Source organism: Nocardioides sp. (assembly GCF_025965415.1).
Taxonomy (GTDB): Bacteria; Actinomycetota; Actinomycetes; order Propionibacteriales; family Nocardioidaceae; genus Nocardioides.
In genome coordinates this window covers 1-14,714 of record NZ_JAOPWY010000162.1, presented here as the reverse complement: position 1 = coordinate 14,714, position 14,714 = coordinate 1, and the positions used below count along the sequence as shown (strand labels likewise).

The window sequence follows — 14,714 nt, the reverse complement described above, 5'->3', positions numbered from 1 at the left end:
GGTGTGGGAGAGTCCTCGCATGGCCGAGCGGATGACCTACCTCCTCGTCGACGGGGAGAACATCGACGCCACCCTGGGCACCTCGATCCTGGGTCGGCGTCCCCGGCCCGAGGAGCGCCCGCGGTGGGACCGGTTGCTCGAGTGGGCCGAGCGGGCCTTCGACCAGGACGTCACCGGTCTGTTCTTCCTCGCCGCCAGCACCGAGATGCCCACGAGCTTCGTCCAGGCACTGCTCGCGATCGGCTTCAAGCCGATCCCGCTGAGCGGTGAGGGCAAGATCGTCGACATCGCCATCCAGCGCACCGCCGAGGCGCTGGTGCACCGCGAGGCCGACGTCGTGCTCGTCAGCCACGACGGCGACTTCGTCGACCAGGTCTCGGCGCTGTGCGACGGCAGCCGCCAGGTCGGCGTCATCGGCTTCACCGAGTTCGTCAACTCGCAGTTCCGCAACCTCCCCGGGCTGCGGATCTTCGACCTCGAGTACGACATCGCGGCGTTCAACACCTCGCTGCCCCGGGTCAGGATCATCCCGATCGACGAGTTCGACCCCTTCGACTTCCTCTGAGGTTCCCACCGCGTCGTTCGCGTCAGGAGCCCCCGATCACCTGGTCCTGGCGCGCACCTTGGTCACCCAGTAGTCGGTCGTCGGCGTGGGCGGGGTCGTGAAGCGCGCGTTGGGCAGGTAGAGGTCGCCACCGAACCGGGCGACCGTGGTCGGCACGTCGAAGCTGGTCGAGGAGTCCAGACTGGCCGACGTGATCGTGCGCACGAGCCTGCCGCTCCCACCACGACGGTCGAGCCGGATGACGGCCACCTCGTTGATGCGGTTGCGCACGACGTAGAGCAGACGACCGTGGCGCAGCAGGCCGTCGCCCATGGTGAGCGACGCGCCGCCGAGGTCGACCTCGCTCGCCACGCCCGTCGCCGGGTCGACGCGGTAGAGCAGGCCGGAGGTCGAGTTGACCACGAGCAGCGCCTTGCCGGTCGGCGTGGTGCTGATGCCGTTCGCGCCGAAGCCGTCTCCTTGCCTCCACTCGCCGGTGAGCGGCACGGTGGTGGCGGTGCCGGGCGCGCCACGCCTGCCCAGGTCGACCCGGTAGAGCTGGGGCTGCGCCGAGTCGGTGAACCGGGCGGCCTCCTTGCCGAGCACCACGTCGTTGACGAAGCTGGTGTTGCTGGTGAGCGTGTAGTCGGCCACGACGTCGCCGCTGCGCGAGTCCACGACGCGTGCGGTGCCGCTGTCGCCGCCGGCGACGAACAGGCGCCCACGTCGGTCGGACTTGAGGCCGACCGAGGCGGTCCCGGGACCCTCGCTGATCACCTTGCCCCGGCCGGTGCGGAGCGACAGGCGGTAGATGTCGCCGTCCGCGAGCGAGCCGAGCCACGCGGTGGGCCCGGGACCGATGGCGATGCCCTCCGGCTGGAACCCGTCGGGCAGCTCGAGCCGGGAGGGGAACGGTCGGTCGGCGTCGGGGACGGCGCCGACGGACGGCGGGGCCGTCGTCAGGGCTGCGATCCCGAGGACGGCTGCGAGGCAGGGAACGAGGATGCGGCGCACGGGGACCTCCGAGAGCAGGTGGGTCACCGACGATAGCGCCGACGTCAAGGACGCCGACGAGCACGGCTGCAGGCTAGGTTGCCGAGGTGCCCCTCGTCCTGGTCCCCGCCGCCCGCTGGCCGCGATGGGTCGACAACTTCACGTCGAGCCACGGCGGCGCCGCCCTCTGTGTGGACGACGGCGCGCTCGTCGGTCGGGCCCAGGACGGCTCGCACTTCGTCGCGCACCTGCCCTTCGCGATGCCGTACGATGGACCGGCCGAGGCCGCGGCCCTCGTCGCGGCAGCGGAGCCGCCGGCGCGGTGGGGCGTGCTGCTGGTCCGCAAGGGCGGCTTCGCGGTCGCGCGGATGGACGGCGCGGAGATGGTGGAGCACAAGATCGGCCAGCGCCACGTGCAGGGACGCACGAAGGCCGGCGGGCAGAGCCAGCAGAGGTTCGCCCGGCGCCGTGACAACCAGGCACGGCAGGCCTACGAGGCCGCCGCCGAGCACGCCGTCCGCATCCTCGACGGCGCCGCGCCCGTGATCACGGGCGGCGACCACGGTGCCGTCGACGCGGTCCTGGCTGATCCCCGGCTCACGCGCGTCACCGTGGTCGGGCCCTGGCTCCCCGTCCCCGACCCGCGGCGCGCAGTGCTCGACCAGTCGATCGCCGACGCTCAGGCGATCCAGGTCGAGGTCGCCAACGCCTGAGTGCTCCTCGGTCTAGCGTGTGACACGTGAGCAACCCGATCCAGGTCGACGGCCTGGTCAAGACGTTCGGCACGGCCAGGGCGCTCGACGGCCTCGTCCTCGAGGTCGCACCGGGGGAGGTGCACGGCTTCCTGGGCCCCAACGGGTCGGGCAAGTCGACGACCATCCGCGTCCTGCTGGGCCTGCTCCGCACCGACGGCGGTGCGGTGAGCGTCTTCGGCCTCGACCCGTGGCGCGACGCCACCGAGATCCACCGCCGCCTCGCCTACGTCCCCGGCGACGTGAGCCTGTGGCCCAACCTGTCCGGCGGCGAGACGATCGACCTGCTCCTCCGGATGCGTGGCGTCGATCCGCGCTCGACCCGGCGCGCGGAGCTGCTCGAGCGCTTCGAGCTCGATCCCACCAAGAAGGGCCGGGCCTACTCCAAGGGCAACCGCCAGAAGGTCGCGCTCGTCGCGGCGTTCGCCGCGCCGGTGGAGCTGCTGATCCTCGACGAGCCGACCTCGGGTCTCGATCCGCTCATGGAGCAGGTCTTCAACACCTGCCTGGCCGAGCACAAGGCCGCCGGCACCACGGTCCTGCTCTCCAGCCACATCCTCGGTGAGGTCGAGCGCCTGGCCGACCGGGTCACGATCATCCGGTCCGGCCGCGCCGTGGAGTCCGGCACGCTCGACGAGCTGCGCCACCTGCGACGCAACCGCGTGCGCGCCGAGGTCTCCGGACCCGTGCCGGACGTCGGCGGCCTCGAGGGAGTCCACGACGTCGAGGTGGACGGGCAGGTCGTCACGGCCGCGGTGGACCCGGTCGGCCTGCCGCGGCTGCTCGACACGCTCAGCGCCGCCGGCGTGGTGTCGCTCGTGAGCGCCCCGCCCACGCTCGAGGAGCTGTTCCTCGACGCCTACCGGAGCACGCCACGGAGCACCCCGTGAGCCGGGGCCTCGAGGGCACCGGTCTGCTGGTGCGCTTCGCGCTGCGGCGCGACCGCGTGCTGGCCCCGGCCTGGGTGCTCGCCCTGTCGGCGATGGTCGTGGTGAGTGCCGCGGCCACCGGCCCCTTGTACGCCACCGCTGCCGATCGGGTCGCGGCAGCCGAGGCGCTCAACGCCAGCCCCGCCGTGGTCGCGCTCTACGGCCCGATCCTCGACACGAGCAGCCTCGGCGAGCTCTCGATGACCAAGATGACGGTGCTCTACGCCGTGTTCGTGGCGTTCATGGGCGTCGTCATCGTCCGCCGGCACACGCGCGTGGATGAGGAGACCGGACGCGCCGAGCTGGTGGGCGCGACCGCGGTGGGGGCCAACGCGCCGACGGCCGCGGCCCTGGCCGAGGCGGCACTCGCGTGCGTGGCGCTCGGTCTGCTCGCCGCCGTCGGCAACATCGCGGCCGGCCTCCCGGCCGTCGGGTCACTGGTCTTCGGTGCCTCGTGGACCGGGATCGGGCTGGTGGGGTCCGCGATCGCGCTCGTGGCCGCCCAGGTGTCGAGCAGCTCACGGACCGTCGGCTTCCTGGCCTCGGCCGTGATCGGCGTGCTCTACCTGCTCCGCGCGGTGGGCGACACGTCGGCCCCGTGGCTGTCGTGGGCGACCCCGTTCGGCTGGGGCACCCAGCTCAGTGCGTGGTCCGAGCCACGGATCTGGCTGCTGGCCGGCTATCCGCTGCTGGCCGCGCTGCTGACCGGCGTCGCCGTCGCCCTGCGTCGGCGACGCGACCTCGGCGCGGGCGTCGTACCCGACCGGCCGGGGCCGGCCGAGGGCTCGCCCCGGCTGCGGGACGTCGCCGCGCTGGTGTGGCGTGAGCAGTCCACGGCCCTGGTGGGGTGGACCGTCGGGATCGCGGTGATCGGCGTGCTGATGGGGTCGATCATCCCCACCATCGGCTCCATGCTGGGGAGCGGCGACGCTCGGCAGATCATCGAGGCGATGGGTGGTGTCGGTGCCCTGCAGGACGTGCTGGTCTCCGCTCTCGCGTCCGTCGTCGCCGTGGTGATCACGTGCTACGGGATCTCGGCGGTCACCCGCGCGGCGGGTGACGAGCGCGACGGCAGGACCGAGACGGTCCTGGCGACCGCCACCTCCCGGCGCGGTCTGCTCCTCGCCGTGACCGCCAGTGCCGTGGTGGGAGCGACGTGGCTGCTGCTGGTCTCCGGGACCGCCACCGCCGTCGGCCGGGGCAGCGGCCCCGACCCCGTGGGCGCCGCGCTGGCGCAGGCGCCGGCGGTCTGGCTGGTGCTGGCGCTCGGCCTGCTCCTGCTGTCGGTCCGCAGCCGCTGGGCGGTCGCCGGATGGGCGCTCGTCGCTGCCTGCGTGACCCTCGGCCAGGTGGGGGAGAGCCTCGACCTGCCGGCCTGGCTGGTCGGGCTCTCGCCCTACCACCACGTCCCGCGCTACCCCTCCGAGTCCTTCGCCTGGGGTCCCGAGCTGGTGCTCACCGCGCTGGCACTGGCCGTGCTGGCGGCCGGCTGGTCGCGCTATCGCAGCCGCGACATCGGCTAGCGTCCTGCCCATGTGGCAACCCGAGCCGGGATGGCGCTCCCTCCCGGGAGCCGGCCCGGCCACCGTCGGCGTCTGGACGGCCACCCATGCCGGGCGCGACGTGGTGGTCAAGCGGCTGCGCTGCCCGGATCCTCACGACGCGCCGGGGGCGCTCGTGCCGGGCGACGTGAACTACTGGCGGCGCGCCGCCGACGTGGCGCTCAGTGGTGTCGTGGCCGAGGCGCCCGGGTTACGCGAGGCGCAGGTGGTGCGGGTCGAGGAGGACGCCGAGGGCATCACCCTCGTCCACGAGCGCGTCGAACAGCACGACGCCCCGGGACTGTGGCTGGCCGCGTGCCTGGGGCGGTTCGCGGCGGTCGAGCTGGGGCAGCACGCCTGGCTGGCGCGCGACCAGCTGCGCAGCCGGCTCCGCCTGGTCGAGCGCCGCGGCGGCTGGCGCACCCTGGCCCGGACGCCGATGGCCGACATCGCCGACCACCTCTGGACCCACCGGGCGCCGTGGCTGGACCGCTGCGACGCCCTGCCCCAGGTGGCGCAGCACGGAGACCCCTCCGCGGCCAACATCCCCGGTCGCTCGGGCGACGGTGCGGTCGGGATCGACTGGGCGCACCTCGGGCGCGGTCCGGTCGGCTCGGACCTGGGCTACCTCTCGCTCGCCACCCGTGAGGACATCGAGCCGCTCGTGGAGGCGTACGTCGCCGCGCTGCCGGGCGGCCTCGCCTCGGTCGACGACGTGCTGACCGGCGCCCGGGTGATGGCCGTCTACACCGCGCTCACGCGCCTCGACTGGGCGCTCGCCCGGGTCGCCGACGGCGAGGGAGCGCTCGCCGGGAAGTTCCGCCACCCCAGCGTGGCGCCGTACATCCGCGCGATGCAGCGCCAGGTGTCCCAGATCGAGGCGCTGCTCGCCTGAGGGCCCTCAGAGCCGGCTGGCGGAGAAGGTGTCACAGGCCTCGAGGGTGCCTTCCTCGTAGCCCGTGGTGAACCACGCCATCCGCTGCTCCGACGAGCCGTGGGTCCAGCCCTCGGGGTCGACGCCCTGACCGGACTTCTGCTGGATCCGGTCGTCGCCGACGGCCTTGGCCGAGTCGAGCGCCTCCTGGATGTCGCCCTGGTCGAGGTCGGCGAGGATGCCGTCACCGTCGCTGGCGTCCCTGGTCCACATGCCGGCGTAGCAGTCGGCCTGCAGCTCGAGGCGTACGGCGTCGGAGTCGGCGCCCTGCTGCGTGCGGACCTGGCCCATCGTGCCGAGCAGGTTCTGGATGTGGTGGCCGTACTCGTGACCGAGGACGTAGGGCTCGACGAAGTCGCCGCCCTGGCCGCCGAGCTGCCCCTCGAGGACGTCTTCGAAGAAGGTGGTGTCGAGGTAGATCTTCTGGTCCGACGGGCAGTAGAACGGGCCGACCTGCGAGGTGGCCTGGCCGCAGCCGGTGTCCACGGCGCCGGCGAAGGTGTTGATCGAGGCCGGGGTGAAGTCGGTGCCGCCCTGGTCCGGCAGCGTCGTGCCCCAGTACTGCTCGAGCGACAGGGCGACGGCCTTGCGGGCGCAGTCGGGGTCCTCGTTGGCGTCGGCACCGCTCTTGCAGTTGGCGTAGCGCTCGTCACTGGGGTCGATGCCCTGCGGGTTGCCCTGCGACTGACCCTGCGTGCCGGCACCGCTGCCGCCGCCGGTCAGGCCACCGCCCATGCACTGGCTGAGGACCACGAAGAGGATGATGATGATGACGCCGCCGATGCCCCCGCCGGCACGCGTGCCTCCGGGGATCGGGATGCGCATCCCGCCGCCACCCGCGCCGCCGCCACCACCGACGTCGTTGACGCGACCCTTGCTGATGTCAGCCTTCGGGTTGAACCGCATGGGAGTGCCTTTCCGCAGGTCGTGACGCTGATCTGGAGCTGTTGCGCACATTAGCGCCTGCGTCGCCGATGGGGCTCTGCCGCGCACCCCTTCGTAGGATGTCGTCCGATGATCACCGCCCAGAAGCTCGAGGTCAGAGCCGGCGCGCGGCTCCTCATGGAGGACGTCACCTTCCGCATCGCTGCGGGCGACAAGGTGGGTCTCGTGGGGCGCAACGGAGCCGGCAAGACGACCCTCACCAAGATCCTCGCCGGCGAGGGCCAGCCCGCCTCGGGCCAGGTGCTGCGCAGCGGCGACATCGGCTACCTGCCGCAGGACCCGCGCGTCGGCGACCCGGCCGTCCTGGCGCGCGACCGGATCCTGTCCGCCCGCGGCCTCGACGACGTCGTACGACGCCTGCGCGAGGCCGAGGTCGACATGGCCCACGAGGACCCGAAGATCCACGAGCGCGGCATGAAGCGGTGGACCCGCGCCGACGCCGAGCTGCACGCAGGAGGCGGCTACGCCGCGGAGTCCGAGGCGGCCCAGATGGCCGCCGCCCTCGGCATCGAGTCGCGCATCCTCGAGCAGCCGATCGGCACCCTGTCCGGTGGCCAGCGCCGTCGCGTCGAGCTCGCCCGCATCCTCTTCTCCGGTGCCGAGATCCTGCTCCTCGACGAGCCGACCAACCACCTCGACGCCGACTCGATCGTGTGGCTGCGCGACTACCTCAAGGCGCACCGCGGCGGCTTCGTCGTGATCAGCCACGACAACGCGCTGCTCGAGCAGACGGTCAACAAGGTCTTCCACCTCGACGCCAACCGGGCCGTCATCGACGTCTACAACATGGGCTGGAAGGACTACCTCTCCCAGCGGGAGTCCGACGAGCGCCGCCGCAAGCGCGAGCGCGCCAATGCCGAGTCCAAGGCCAAGACGCTGACCGACCAGGCCAACCGGATGCGCGCCAAGGCCAGCAAGGCCACGGCCGCCCAGTCGATGCTGAAGCGGGCCGAGAAGATGGTCGCCGGGCTCGAGGGCGAGCGCGCCGCCGACAAGGTGGCGCGGATCAAGTTCCCCGCCCCGGCGTCGTGCGGCAAGACGCCGCTCACCGCGCGCGAGCTGTCGAAGTCCTACGGCTCGCTCGAGGTCTTCACCGACGTCGACCTGGCCATCGACAGGGGGAGCCGGGTCGTGATCCTGGGCCTCAACGGGGCCGGCAAGACCACGATGCTGCGCATCCTGGCGGGCGTCGACCCCTCCGACACCGGCGAGGTCGTGCCGGGCCACGGGCTCAAGATCGGCTATTACGCGCAGGAGCACGAGACCCTCGACACCTCGCGCACGGTGCTGGAGAACATGCAGTCGGCCGCGCCCCAGCTCACCGACTCCGAGGCCCGCAGCGTGCTGGGGTCGTTCCTCTTCTCCGGCGACGACGCCCACAAGAGCGCCGGCGTGCTGTCCGGTGGCGAGAAGACCCGGCTCGCGCTGGCCAGCCTCGTGGTGTCCTCGGCCAACGTGCTGCTGCTCGACGAGCCCACCAACAACCTCGACCCCGCCTCGCGCGAGGAGGTGCTGGCCGCGATCCGCACCTACGAGGGCGCGATCGTGCTGGTCACGCACGACGAGGGCGCCGTGCGGGCGCTGGAGCCCGACCGGGTGCTGCTGCTGCCCGACGGCGACGAGGACCTCTGGAGCGACGACTACGCCGACCTGGTCTCCCTCGCCTGACGTTACTCACCAGTAGTAGCGTGGCGCCCATGAGTCCAGAAGACCTTGCTGCTGTCGGCCTCCGCCTCGAGATCGAGGGTCCGGTGGCGACGGTGACGCTCGACCGGCCCGACGTCCGCAACGCGCAGACTCCGGCGATGTGGATCGCGCTCCGCGAGCTCGGCCGCGGCCTCCCCGACGACGTACGGGTCGTGGTCGTGACGGGGGAGGGCGAGACCTTCTCCGCCGGGCTCGACCGCGCCATGCTCGACCCGTCGACGTCCGGCCAGGAGAGCGTCGTGGGGCTGCTCGCGCTCAGCGACGAGGAGGCGGCCGCGCGCATCGACGAGTTCCAGGGCGGCTTCACCTGGCTGCGCGACCCGCGCTTCGTCTCGATCGCCAAGGTGCGCGGCTACGCCATCGGAGCCGGGTTCCAGCTGGCCCTGTCGTGCGACCTGCGCGTCGTCGCCGACGACGCGAAGTTCTCGATGAAGGAGTCGGCGCTGGGCCTCGTGCCCGACCTCACCGGCACCAAGCCGCTGGTCGAGCACGTCGGCTACGCCCGCGCGCTGGAGATCTGCGCGACCGCCCGCGTGGTGCCCGCCGACGAGGCCGTGCGGATCGGCCTGGCCCTCGCCGCGGTGCCGACGGGTGACCTGGACGCGGTTGTCGCCGACCTCGCCGCGTCCCTGATCGCCCCGATGCCGGGCGTCGTGCCCGAGACCAAGGCCCTGCTGCAGGGAGCGGCGGACCGCGACCTCGACGAGCAGCGCCGGCTCGAGCGGGAGGCGCAGGTACGCCGCTTCCGGGCCGTGGCCGCAGCCTTCGCGAGCTGAATCTCCGGACCGGCCCGAGCACCACCACGGAACAACTGTCGGTGCCGGGTGGTTCGATGGGTGACGACCAAGAGGAGCACGCATGTCGATGGGGCCCGGAGCAGGCGGTCCGCCGTGGCGACACCTGCGCAGCGACCGGAGCGTGGTCGACAACAAGATCGAGCGCCAGACCGTGCGCCGCGTGCTGGCGTTCGCCGGGCCGCACCGCCGGCTGATCACCGCGTTCCTCGCGATCACGGTCGTCGACGCCGCCCTCGTGGTGGTGCCGCCGCTGCTGCTCAAGCTGATCCTCGACGACGGCGTCCGCACCGGCGACACGTCCCTCGTGGTGTGGCTGGCCGTCCTGGTCGCGGTCGTCGCCGTGGTCGACGCGGGCTTCGGGCTGGTCACGGGATGGCTCTCCAGCCGCATCGGTGAGGGCCTCATCTACGACCTCCGCACCCAGGTCTTCGCCCACGTCCAGCGGCAGTCGCTCGCGTTCTTCACCCGCACCCAGACCGGCGCGCTCGTCAGTCGGCTCAACAACGACGTCATCGGCGCCCAGCGGGCCTTCACCTCCACCCTGCAGGGCACGGTGGGCAACATCATCGCGGCCGTCGTGGTCGGGGTGACGATGCTCTTCCTGAGCTGGCCGGTGACGGTGCTGTGCCTGGCGCTCTTCCCGATCCTGCTCCTCGCCTCGCGCCTGGTCGGGTCCCGCCTGGCCGACCTGTCCCGCGAGCAGATGGACGGCAACGCCGACCTCGGCAACGCGATGACCGAGCGCTTCAACGTCGGCGGCGCGATGCTCCTCAAGCTGTTCGGCCGGCGCGAGTCCGAGGACGTCGCCTACGCCCAGAAGGCCGCGGTGGTGCGCGACCTCGGGGTGCGCATCTCGATGCTGACCCGCATCTTCTTCGCCGCGATGACGCTCGTGCCGTCCCTGGCCACCGCGCTCGTCTACGGCATCGGCGGCTGGCTCGCCATCCGGGGCGACCTCTCGGTCGGCACCATCGTCGCCCTCGGCGTGCTCCTGACCCGGCTCCTCGGGCCGCTCCAGGGCCTCTCCAACGTCCGCATCGACGTGATGACCGCGCTCGTCAGCTTCGACCGGGTCTTCGAGGTGCTCGACCTGCCCTCGTTGATCCAGGAGAAGCCCGACGCGGTGGCGCTGCCGAGCACCGCGTCACGACTGGAGTTCGACCACGTCGCCTTCACCTATCCGCGCGCCGACCAGATCTCGCTGGCCTCCCTCGAGACCGTGGCGCGCACCGAGTCGCGCGACTCCGGGCAGGTGCTCCACGAGGTCACCTTCAGCGCCGAGCCGGGACAGATGGTCGCGCTGGTGGGACCCTCGGGTGCGGGCAAGACGACCGTCACCCACCTCGTCGCGCGGCTCTACGACGTCGAGTCCGGTGCCGTCCGCGTCGGCGGGCACGACGTGCGCGACGTGACGCTGCAGTCGCTGGAGGACGTCGTCGGCTACGTCACCCAGGACGCGCACATGTTCCACGACACCATCCGCGCCAACCTGCTCTACGCCCGTCCAGGCGCCGACGACACCGATGTCTGGGCCGCGCTGGAGGCCGCACAGATCGCGGGCCTGGTGCGGTCCCTCCCCGACGGTCTCGACACCGTCGTGGGAGACCGGGGCTACCGGCTCAGCGGCGGCGAGCGGCAGCGCCTGGCCATCGCGCGGCTGCTGCTCAAGGCGCCCTCGATCGTCGTGCTCGACGAGGCGACGGCCCACCTCGACAGCGAGTCCGAGGCGGCGGTCCAGCACGCGCTCGACGCCGCCCTCGAGGGACGGACGTCGCTCGTGATCGCGCACCGTCTCTCCACGGTCCGCAACGCCGACCTGATCCTCGTCCTCGACGACGGGCGGGTGGTCCAGCAGGGCACCCATGCCGAGCTGCTCGCAGCGGGCGGGCTCTACGCCACCCTCCACGCCACCCAGTTCCGTGAGGCGCCCACGGCAGCCGTGCCCGGCTGATCTGGCTAAGGTCGGGTGATGGACCTCCAGCTGACCGACCGTGTCTACATCGTCACCGGCGGAGCTCGTGGGCTCGGCCGTGCCAGCGCGGATGCGCTGGTCGCCGAGGGGGCCCGGGTGGTGATCTCCGGGAGGTCGCAGGGCTCGCTCGACGAGGCGGTGGCCAGGCTCAACGCCTCCGCCGGCCGTGACGCAGCGGTGGCCGTGGTGGCCGACAACACCGACGTCCGGACGCCCGCCCGGCTGCTCGCCGCGGCGCAGGACGCCTGGGGCCGTCTCGAGGGCGCGCTGATCAGCGTGGGTGGTCCGCCGAAGGGCCCGGTCACCGCCATCACCGACGAGCAGTGGAGCGAGGCCTTCGGGTCCGTGTTCCTCGGCGCCGTACGCCTGTCACGGGAGATCGGCACGGCGCTGCCCGAGGGCGGCTCGCTCGGCCTCGTGCTGTCGTCGAGCGTGCGGGCGCCGTTGCCCCAGATGGCGATCTCCAACGGCCTGCGTCCGGGCCTGGCGATGGTCGCCAAGACGCTGGCCGACGAGCTCGGCCCGCGCGGTGTGCGCGTCAACGGGCTGCTGCCCGGCCGCATCGCCACCGAGCGGGTCGCCGAGCTCGACGCGTCGACCGGCGACGCGGCGGCCGCCCGGAGGGCCGCGGAGGCGACCATCCCGCTCGGCCGCTACGGCGAGCCGCGGGAGTTCGGTGCGGTGGCGGCGTTCGTGCTGTCGCCGGCGGCGTCATTCCTGACGGGCGTGATGCTCCCGGTCGACGGGGGCCTGCTTCGGGTCCTCTGACCCGTCGTCCTCGTCGTTCGGCTCCAGCATCTCCCGCCAGGTGCGGCGCTTCTTCGCCACGGGCCGGGGAGCAGCCCCCGGCCGGCCCGTCGGCGGGCCCTCGGGCGTCGGCCGCGGCCCGCGACCGCCCCGCAGCTCGTCGTAGATGAGGAAGAAGAACCCGAAGATCGCCAGGGCCCCGAAGAACCACCACTGGAGGCCGTAGAAGAAGTGCGGACCGTTGTCGAGCTCCGGCAGCTCCACCGGCAGCAGTGCGGTCGCTGGCTCCGGGGACTCCGAGCGAAGGTCGACCCAGCCGCCGAGGACCTCGCGGTCGAGGGCGTCGGCGATCCGCTCGCTGTCGACCGCACGGGTCGACCGATCGGTGACCTGGGTGCTGTCGCCCTCGGCGTCCTGGCGTACCCACCCGGTGATGGTGACCTCCCCGTCGGGCGGCGCCGGAACGTCGGCGGTCGTCGCGCCCCGGTTGTCGGTGGCGTACCACCCGCGGTCGACGAGCAGGCTCGTGCCGTCGGCCAGCTCGAGCGGCACGACCACGTCGACGCCGGCCTCGCCGTCACGCGTGCGGTAGCGCACGATCACCGTGTCGTCGACCGCGTAGGTGCCCGTGGCCTCGACGATCCGCCACTCGTCGGTCTGCGCCACCGCGCGGCCGGGCGCCAAGACGTCGGTGACCGGGTCGGCCCCTGCCTTCTCGTTGCGCTCGATGATCGCGTTGCGCTCCAAGCGGTCGTCCAGGCGGTGGAACTGCCACTCGCCCAGACGCCAGGCGACCCATGCGAGGGCCACGACCACCAGGGCGAAGGCGATCCAGCGGCGGGAGACCAGGAACCGCAGCGTGTGCACGCGCCGAGGTTATCCGGGACGTCCTGAGCGTCTGAGGGGTACCTCGATAGGGTGGGCACGTGACGACTCCTCTCGCAGATCGCTTCGGCCGCGTGGCCACGGACCTGCGCGTCTCGCTCACCGACCGGTGCAACCTGCGGTGCAACTACTGCATGCCGGCGGAGGGGCTCGACTGGCTGCCCACCGACCAGACCCTCACCGACGACGAGGTCGTGAGGCTGATCACGATCGGCGTCGAGAAGCTCGGCGTCCGCGAGGTGCGCTTCACCGGCGGGGAGCCCCTCCTGCGCCGCGGACTGGTCGACATCGTCGGCCGCACCCACGCCCTCGGCGTCGAGACCTCACTGACGACGAACGCGCTGGGTCTCACCCGCACCGCGCAGGCACTGGCCGACGCCGGCCTCGACCGGATCAACGCCAGCATCGACACGGTCCGCCCGGAGACCTTCGCGACGATCACCCGCCGCGACCGGCTCAAGGACGTCGTCGAGGGCCTCGAGGCGGCCAAGGCTGCCGGGCTCGGGCCGATCAAGCTCAACGCCGTGCTGCTGCGCGGCACCAACGACGACCAGGCCGCTGAGCTCCTCCACTGGGCCGTCGCACACGGCTACGAGCTGCGCTTCATCGAGCAGATGCCCCTCGACGCCCAGCACGACTGGAGTCGCACCGCGATGGTGACGGCCGACGAGATCTTCGAGCAGCTCACGGCCGAGTTCACCCTGACGCCGCACGGGGAGCCGCGCGGCAGCGCCCCCGCCGAGCTCTTCGACGTCGACGGCGGGCCGTCCACCGTCGGCATCATCGCCTCGGTCACTCGGCCGTTCTGCGGCGACTGCGACCGCGTCCGCCTCACCGCCGACGGCCAGGTCCGCAACTGCCTCTTCGCCCGCGAGGAGTCCGACCTCCGTACGGCGCTGCGCTCCGGTGCGACCGACCAGGAGATCGCCGAGCGCTGGGTCATCGCGATGCTCGGCAAGCGGGCCGGCCACGGCATCGACGACGTGACCTTCCTCCAGCCCGATCGGCCGATGTCGGCGATCGGCGGTTAGGTCCGCGGCGACCCCTCCTTCGTCTAGCGTCCCTCTCGTGCCGGACCATGACGAGATCGTGCGCCTCTACGGTCCGTGGCTGGCGCGCACCCCTCAGGACGCTGCTGCGCTGTTCGAGGGCTACGCCGGTCCGTGGTGGATCGCCGGGGGCTGGGCCGTCGAGGCGTTCACGGACGTCGCGCGTGGGCACGACGACGTCGACCCGAGCATCCCGCGGTCGGACGTCGCTGGGCTCCGCCGGCACCTGTCCGGGCGCCTCGACGTCTGGCAGGCGGACGACGGCAGCCTCCGGCCGATGGTGGAGCCGGAGGACACGCTGTCGGACACCTGCGAGAACCTCTGGTTGCGCGCGAGCGGCGCGGACCCCTGGGAGTACGACGTGATCCTCATGCACACCACGTCGACGACCTGGACCTTCAAGCGTGATCCTCGGATCAGCCTCCCGCTGTCCGAGATCACCTGGACCCGGGACGGCATCGCCTACCTCCGCCCGGAGGTGCAGCTGCTCCACAAGGCTCGTGGGCTCAGGCCGAAGGACCAGGCCGACTTCGAGGCGTGCGCGCCGCTCCTCGAGTCGGGTCCGCGGACGTGGCTCAGGTCGGCGTTGTCGATGGCTCATCCCGGGCACGCGTGGATCGACGCCCTCTAGGGTTTGGGCGTGCCCCTGACGCAGGGCGCGAGACCACCGACCCGATCTTCCCGCCGAACCTGGGCGACCTCCTGTCGAGGCTCCTGCGTGACGGTCCTCCTCACGAGCCCGTCGACATCACGGATCGCTCCGCGTCCTGACCCGCTCCTATCTGCGTCGGTGGAAGCGGAGGTCGCCGTTGGGGAGGAGGTCGGTGCGGTGGCTGGTGTCGTGGGCGCGGTGGTGGTGGTGCTGGCAGAGCAGGACCGCGTTGGTCAGGTCGGTTCGACCGCCGTGGTGCCAGGGGTC

The 14,714-nt window shown here is 72.3% G+C and carries 15 protein-coding genes; 11 read left to right on the top strand and 4 right to left on the bottom strand.

Annotation, left to right across the window (positions count from 1 at the left end; translation table 11 throughout):
* Nucleotide 1 precedes the first annotated feature (1 nt).
* On the top strand, nucleotides 2-565 hold the full coding sequence (locus JWN97_RS16735) for an NYN domain-containing protein (RefSeq protein WP_297625184.1): 564 nt from the start codon (nucleotides 2-4) through the stop codon (nucleotides 563-565).
* A gap of 36 nt (nucleotides 566-601) precedes the next feature.
* Here the strand turns inward: JWN97_RS16735 and JWN97_RS16730 are convergent, their stop codons facing one another.
* Nucleotides 602-1,558 carry a superoxide dismutase gene (locus tag JWN97_RS16730; RefSeq protein WP_297625180.1) on the bottom strand — a complete coding sequence of 319 codons (957 nt, stop codon included), beginning with the start codon at nucleotides 1,556-1,558 and terminating at the stop codon, nucleotides 602-604.
* Nucleotides 1,559-1,644: 86 nt separating this feature from the next.
* Here JWN97_RS16730 and JWN97_RS16725 point away from each other — a divergent pair, with 86 nt between their 5' ends.
* The 4 genes from JWN97_RS16725 to JWN97_RS16710 are packed head-to-tail and all read left to right on the top strand — an operon-like array spanning nucleotide 1,645 to nucleotide 5,654.
* Nucleotides 1,645-2,250: an acVLRF1 family peptidyl-tRNA hydrolase gene (locus tag JWN97_RS16725; RefSeq protein WP_297625178.1), complete on the top strand. Its 606-nt coding sequence runs from the start codon at nucleotides 1,645-1,647 to the stop codon at nucleotides 2,248-2,250.
* A gap of 26 nt (nucleotides 2,251-2,276) precedes the next feature.
* Nucleotides 2,277-3,179: an ABC transporter ATP-binding protein gene (locus JWN97_RS16720; RefSeq protein WP_297625175.1), complete on the top strand. Its 903-nt coding sequence runs from the start codon at nucleotides 2,277-2,279 to the stop codon at nucleotides 3,177-3,179.
* A complete protein-coding gene (locus JWN97_RS16715) occupies nucleotides 3,176-4,741 on the top strand; it encodes a hypothetical protein (protein ID WP_297625172.1) in 1,566 nt (521 codons plus the stop codon). Before JWN97_RS16720 ends, JWN97_RS16715 begins: the two co-directional genes overlap by 4 nt.
* Before the next feature lie 10 nt (nucleotides 4,742-4,751).
* Nucleotides 4,752-5,654, top strand: coding sequence for a phosphotransferase (locus JWN97_RS16710; RefSeq protein WP_297625169.1), 903 nt, complete (start codon nucleotides 4,752-4,754; stop codon nucleotides 5,652-5,654).
* A gap of 6 nt (nucleotides 5,655-5,660) precedes the next feature.
* Here the strand turns inward: JWN97_RS16710 and JWN97_RS16705 are convergent, their stop codons facing one another.
* Nucleotides 5,661-6,599: a neutral zinc metallopeptidase gene (locus JWN97_RS16705; RefSeq protein ID WP_297625167.1), complete on the bottom strand. Its 939-nt coding sequence runs from the start codon at nucleotides 6,597-6,599 to the stop codon at nucleotides 5,661-5,663.
* Nucleotides 6,600-6,707: 108 nt separating this feature from the next.
* Between JWN97_RS16705 and JWN97_RS16700 the strand changes: the two genes are divergently transcribed.
* From JWN97_RS16700 to JWN97_RS16685, 4 genes are all read left to right on the top strand, one after another.
* Nucleotides 6,708-8,306: an ABC-F family ATP-binding cassette domain-containing protein gene (locus JWN97_RS16700; RefSeq protein ID WP_297625164.1), complete on the top strand. Its 1,599-nt coding sequence runs from the start codon at nucleotides 6,708-6,710 to the stop codon at nucleotides 8,304-8,306.
* Between the two features lie 29 nt (nucleotides 8,307-8,335).
* Nucleotides 8,336-9,121 (top strand): enoyl-CoA hydratase/isomerase family protein, encoded by a 786-nt coding sequence (locus JWN97_RS16695; RefSeq protein WP_297625162.1) that lies wholly within the window; start codon nucleotides 8,336-8,338, stop codon nucleotides 9,119-9,121.
* Nucleotides 9,122-9,203: 82 nt separating this feature from the next.
* Nucleotides 9,204-11,093, top strand: coding sequence for an ABC transporter ATP-binding protein (locus JWN97_RS16690; RefSeq protein ID WP_297625159.1), 1,890 nt, complete (start codon nucleotides 9,204-9,206; stop codon nucleotides 11,091-11,093).
* Between the two features lie 18 nt (nucleotides 11,094-11,111).
* Nucleotides 11,112-11,882: an SDR family oxidoreductase gene (locus JWN97_RS16685; RefSeq protein WP_297625157.1), complete on the top strand. Its 771-nt coding sequence runs from the start codon at nucleotides 11,112-11,114 to the stop codon at nucleotides 11,880-11,882.
* On the opposite strand, the gene JWN97_RS16680 is transcribed toward JWN97_RS16685, so the two are convergent.
* On the bottom strand, nucleotides 11,826-12,728 hold the full coding sequence (locus JWN97_RS16680) for an SURF1 family protein (RefSeq protein ID WP_297625155.1): 903 nt from the start codon (nucleotides 12,726-12,728) through the stop codon (nucleotides 11,826-11,828). The genes JWN97_RS16685 and JWN97_RS16680 overlap by 57 nt on opposite strands.
* A gap of 59 nt (nucleotides 12,729-12,787) precedes the next feature.
* Between JWN97_RS16680 and moaA the strand changes: the two genes are divergently transcribed.
* A complete protein-coding gene (gene moaA / locus JWN97_RS16675) occupies nucleotides 12,788-13,777 on the top strand; it encodes a GTP 3',8-cyclase MoaA (protein WP_297625152.1) in 990 nt (329 codons plus the stop codon).
* A gap of 37 nt (nucleotides 13,778-13,814) precedes the next feature.
* The gene (locus tag JWN97_RS16670; protein ID WP_297625149.1) at nucleotides 13,815-14,426 is read left to right on the top strand and encodes a hypothetical protein; all 612 of its coding nucleotides are present in this window, start codon (nucleotides 13,815-13,817) and stop codon (nucleotides 14,424-14,426) included.
* A 147-nt stretch (nucleotides 14,427-14,573) separates the two neighbouring features.
* Here JWN97_RS16670 and JWN97_RS21280 read toward each other — a convergent pair.
* Nucleotides 14,574-14,714, bottom strand: a 141-nt coding sequence (locus JWN97_RS21280; protein ID WP_363321305.1) for an HNH endonuclease, incomplete at its 5' end; no start/stop codon positions are given.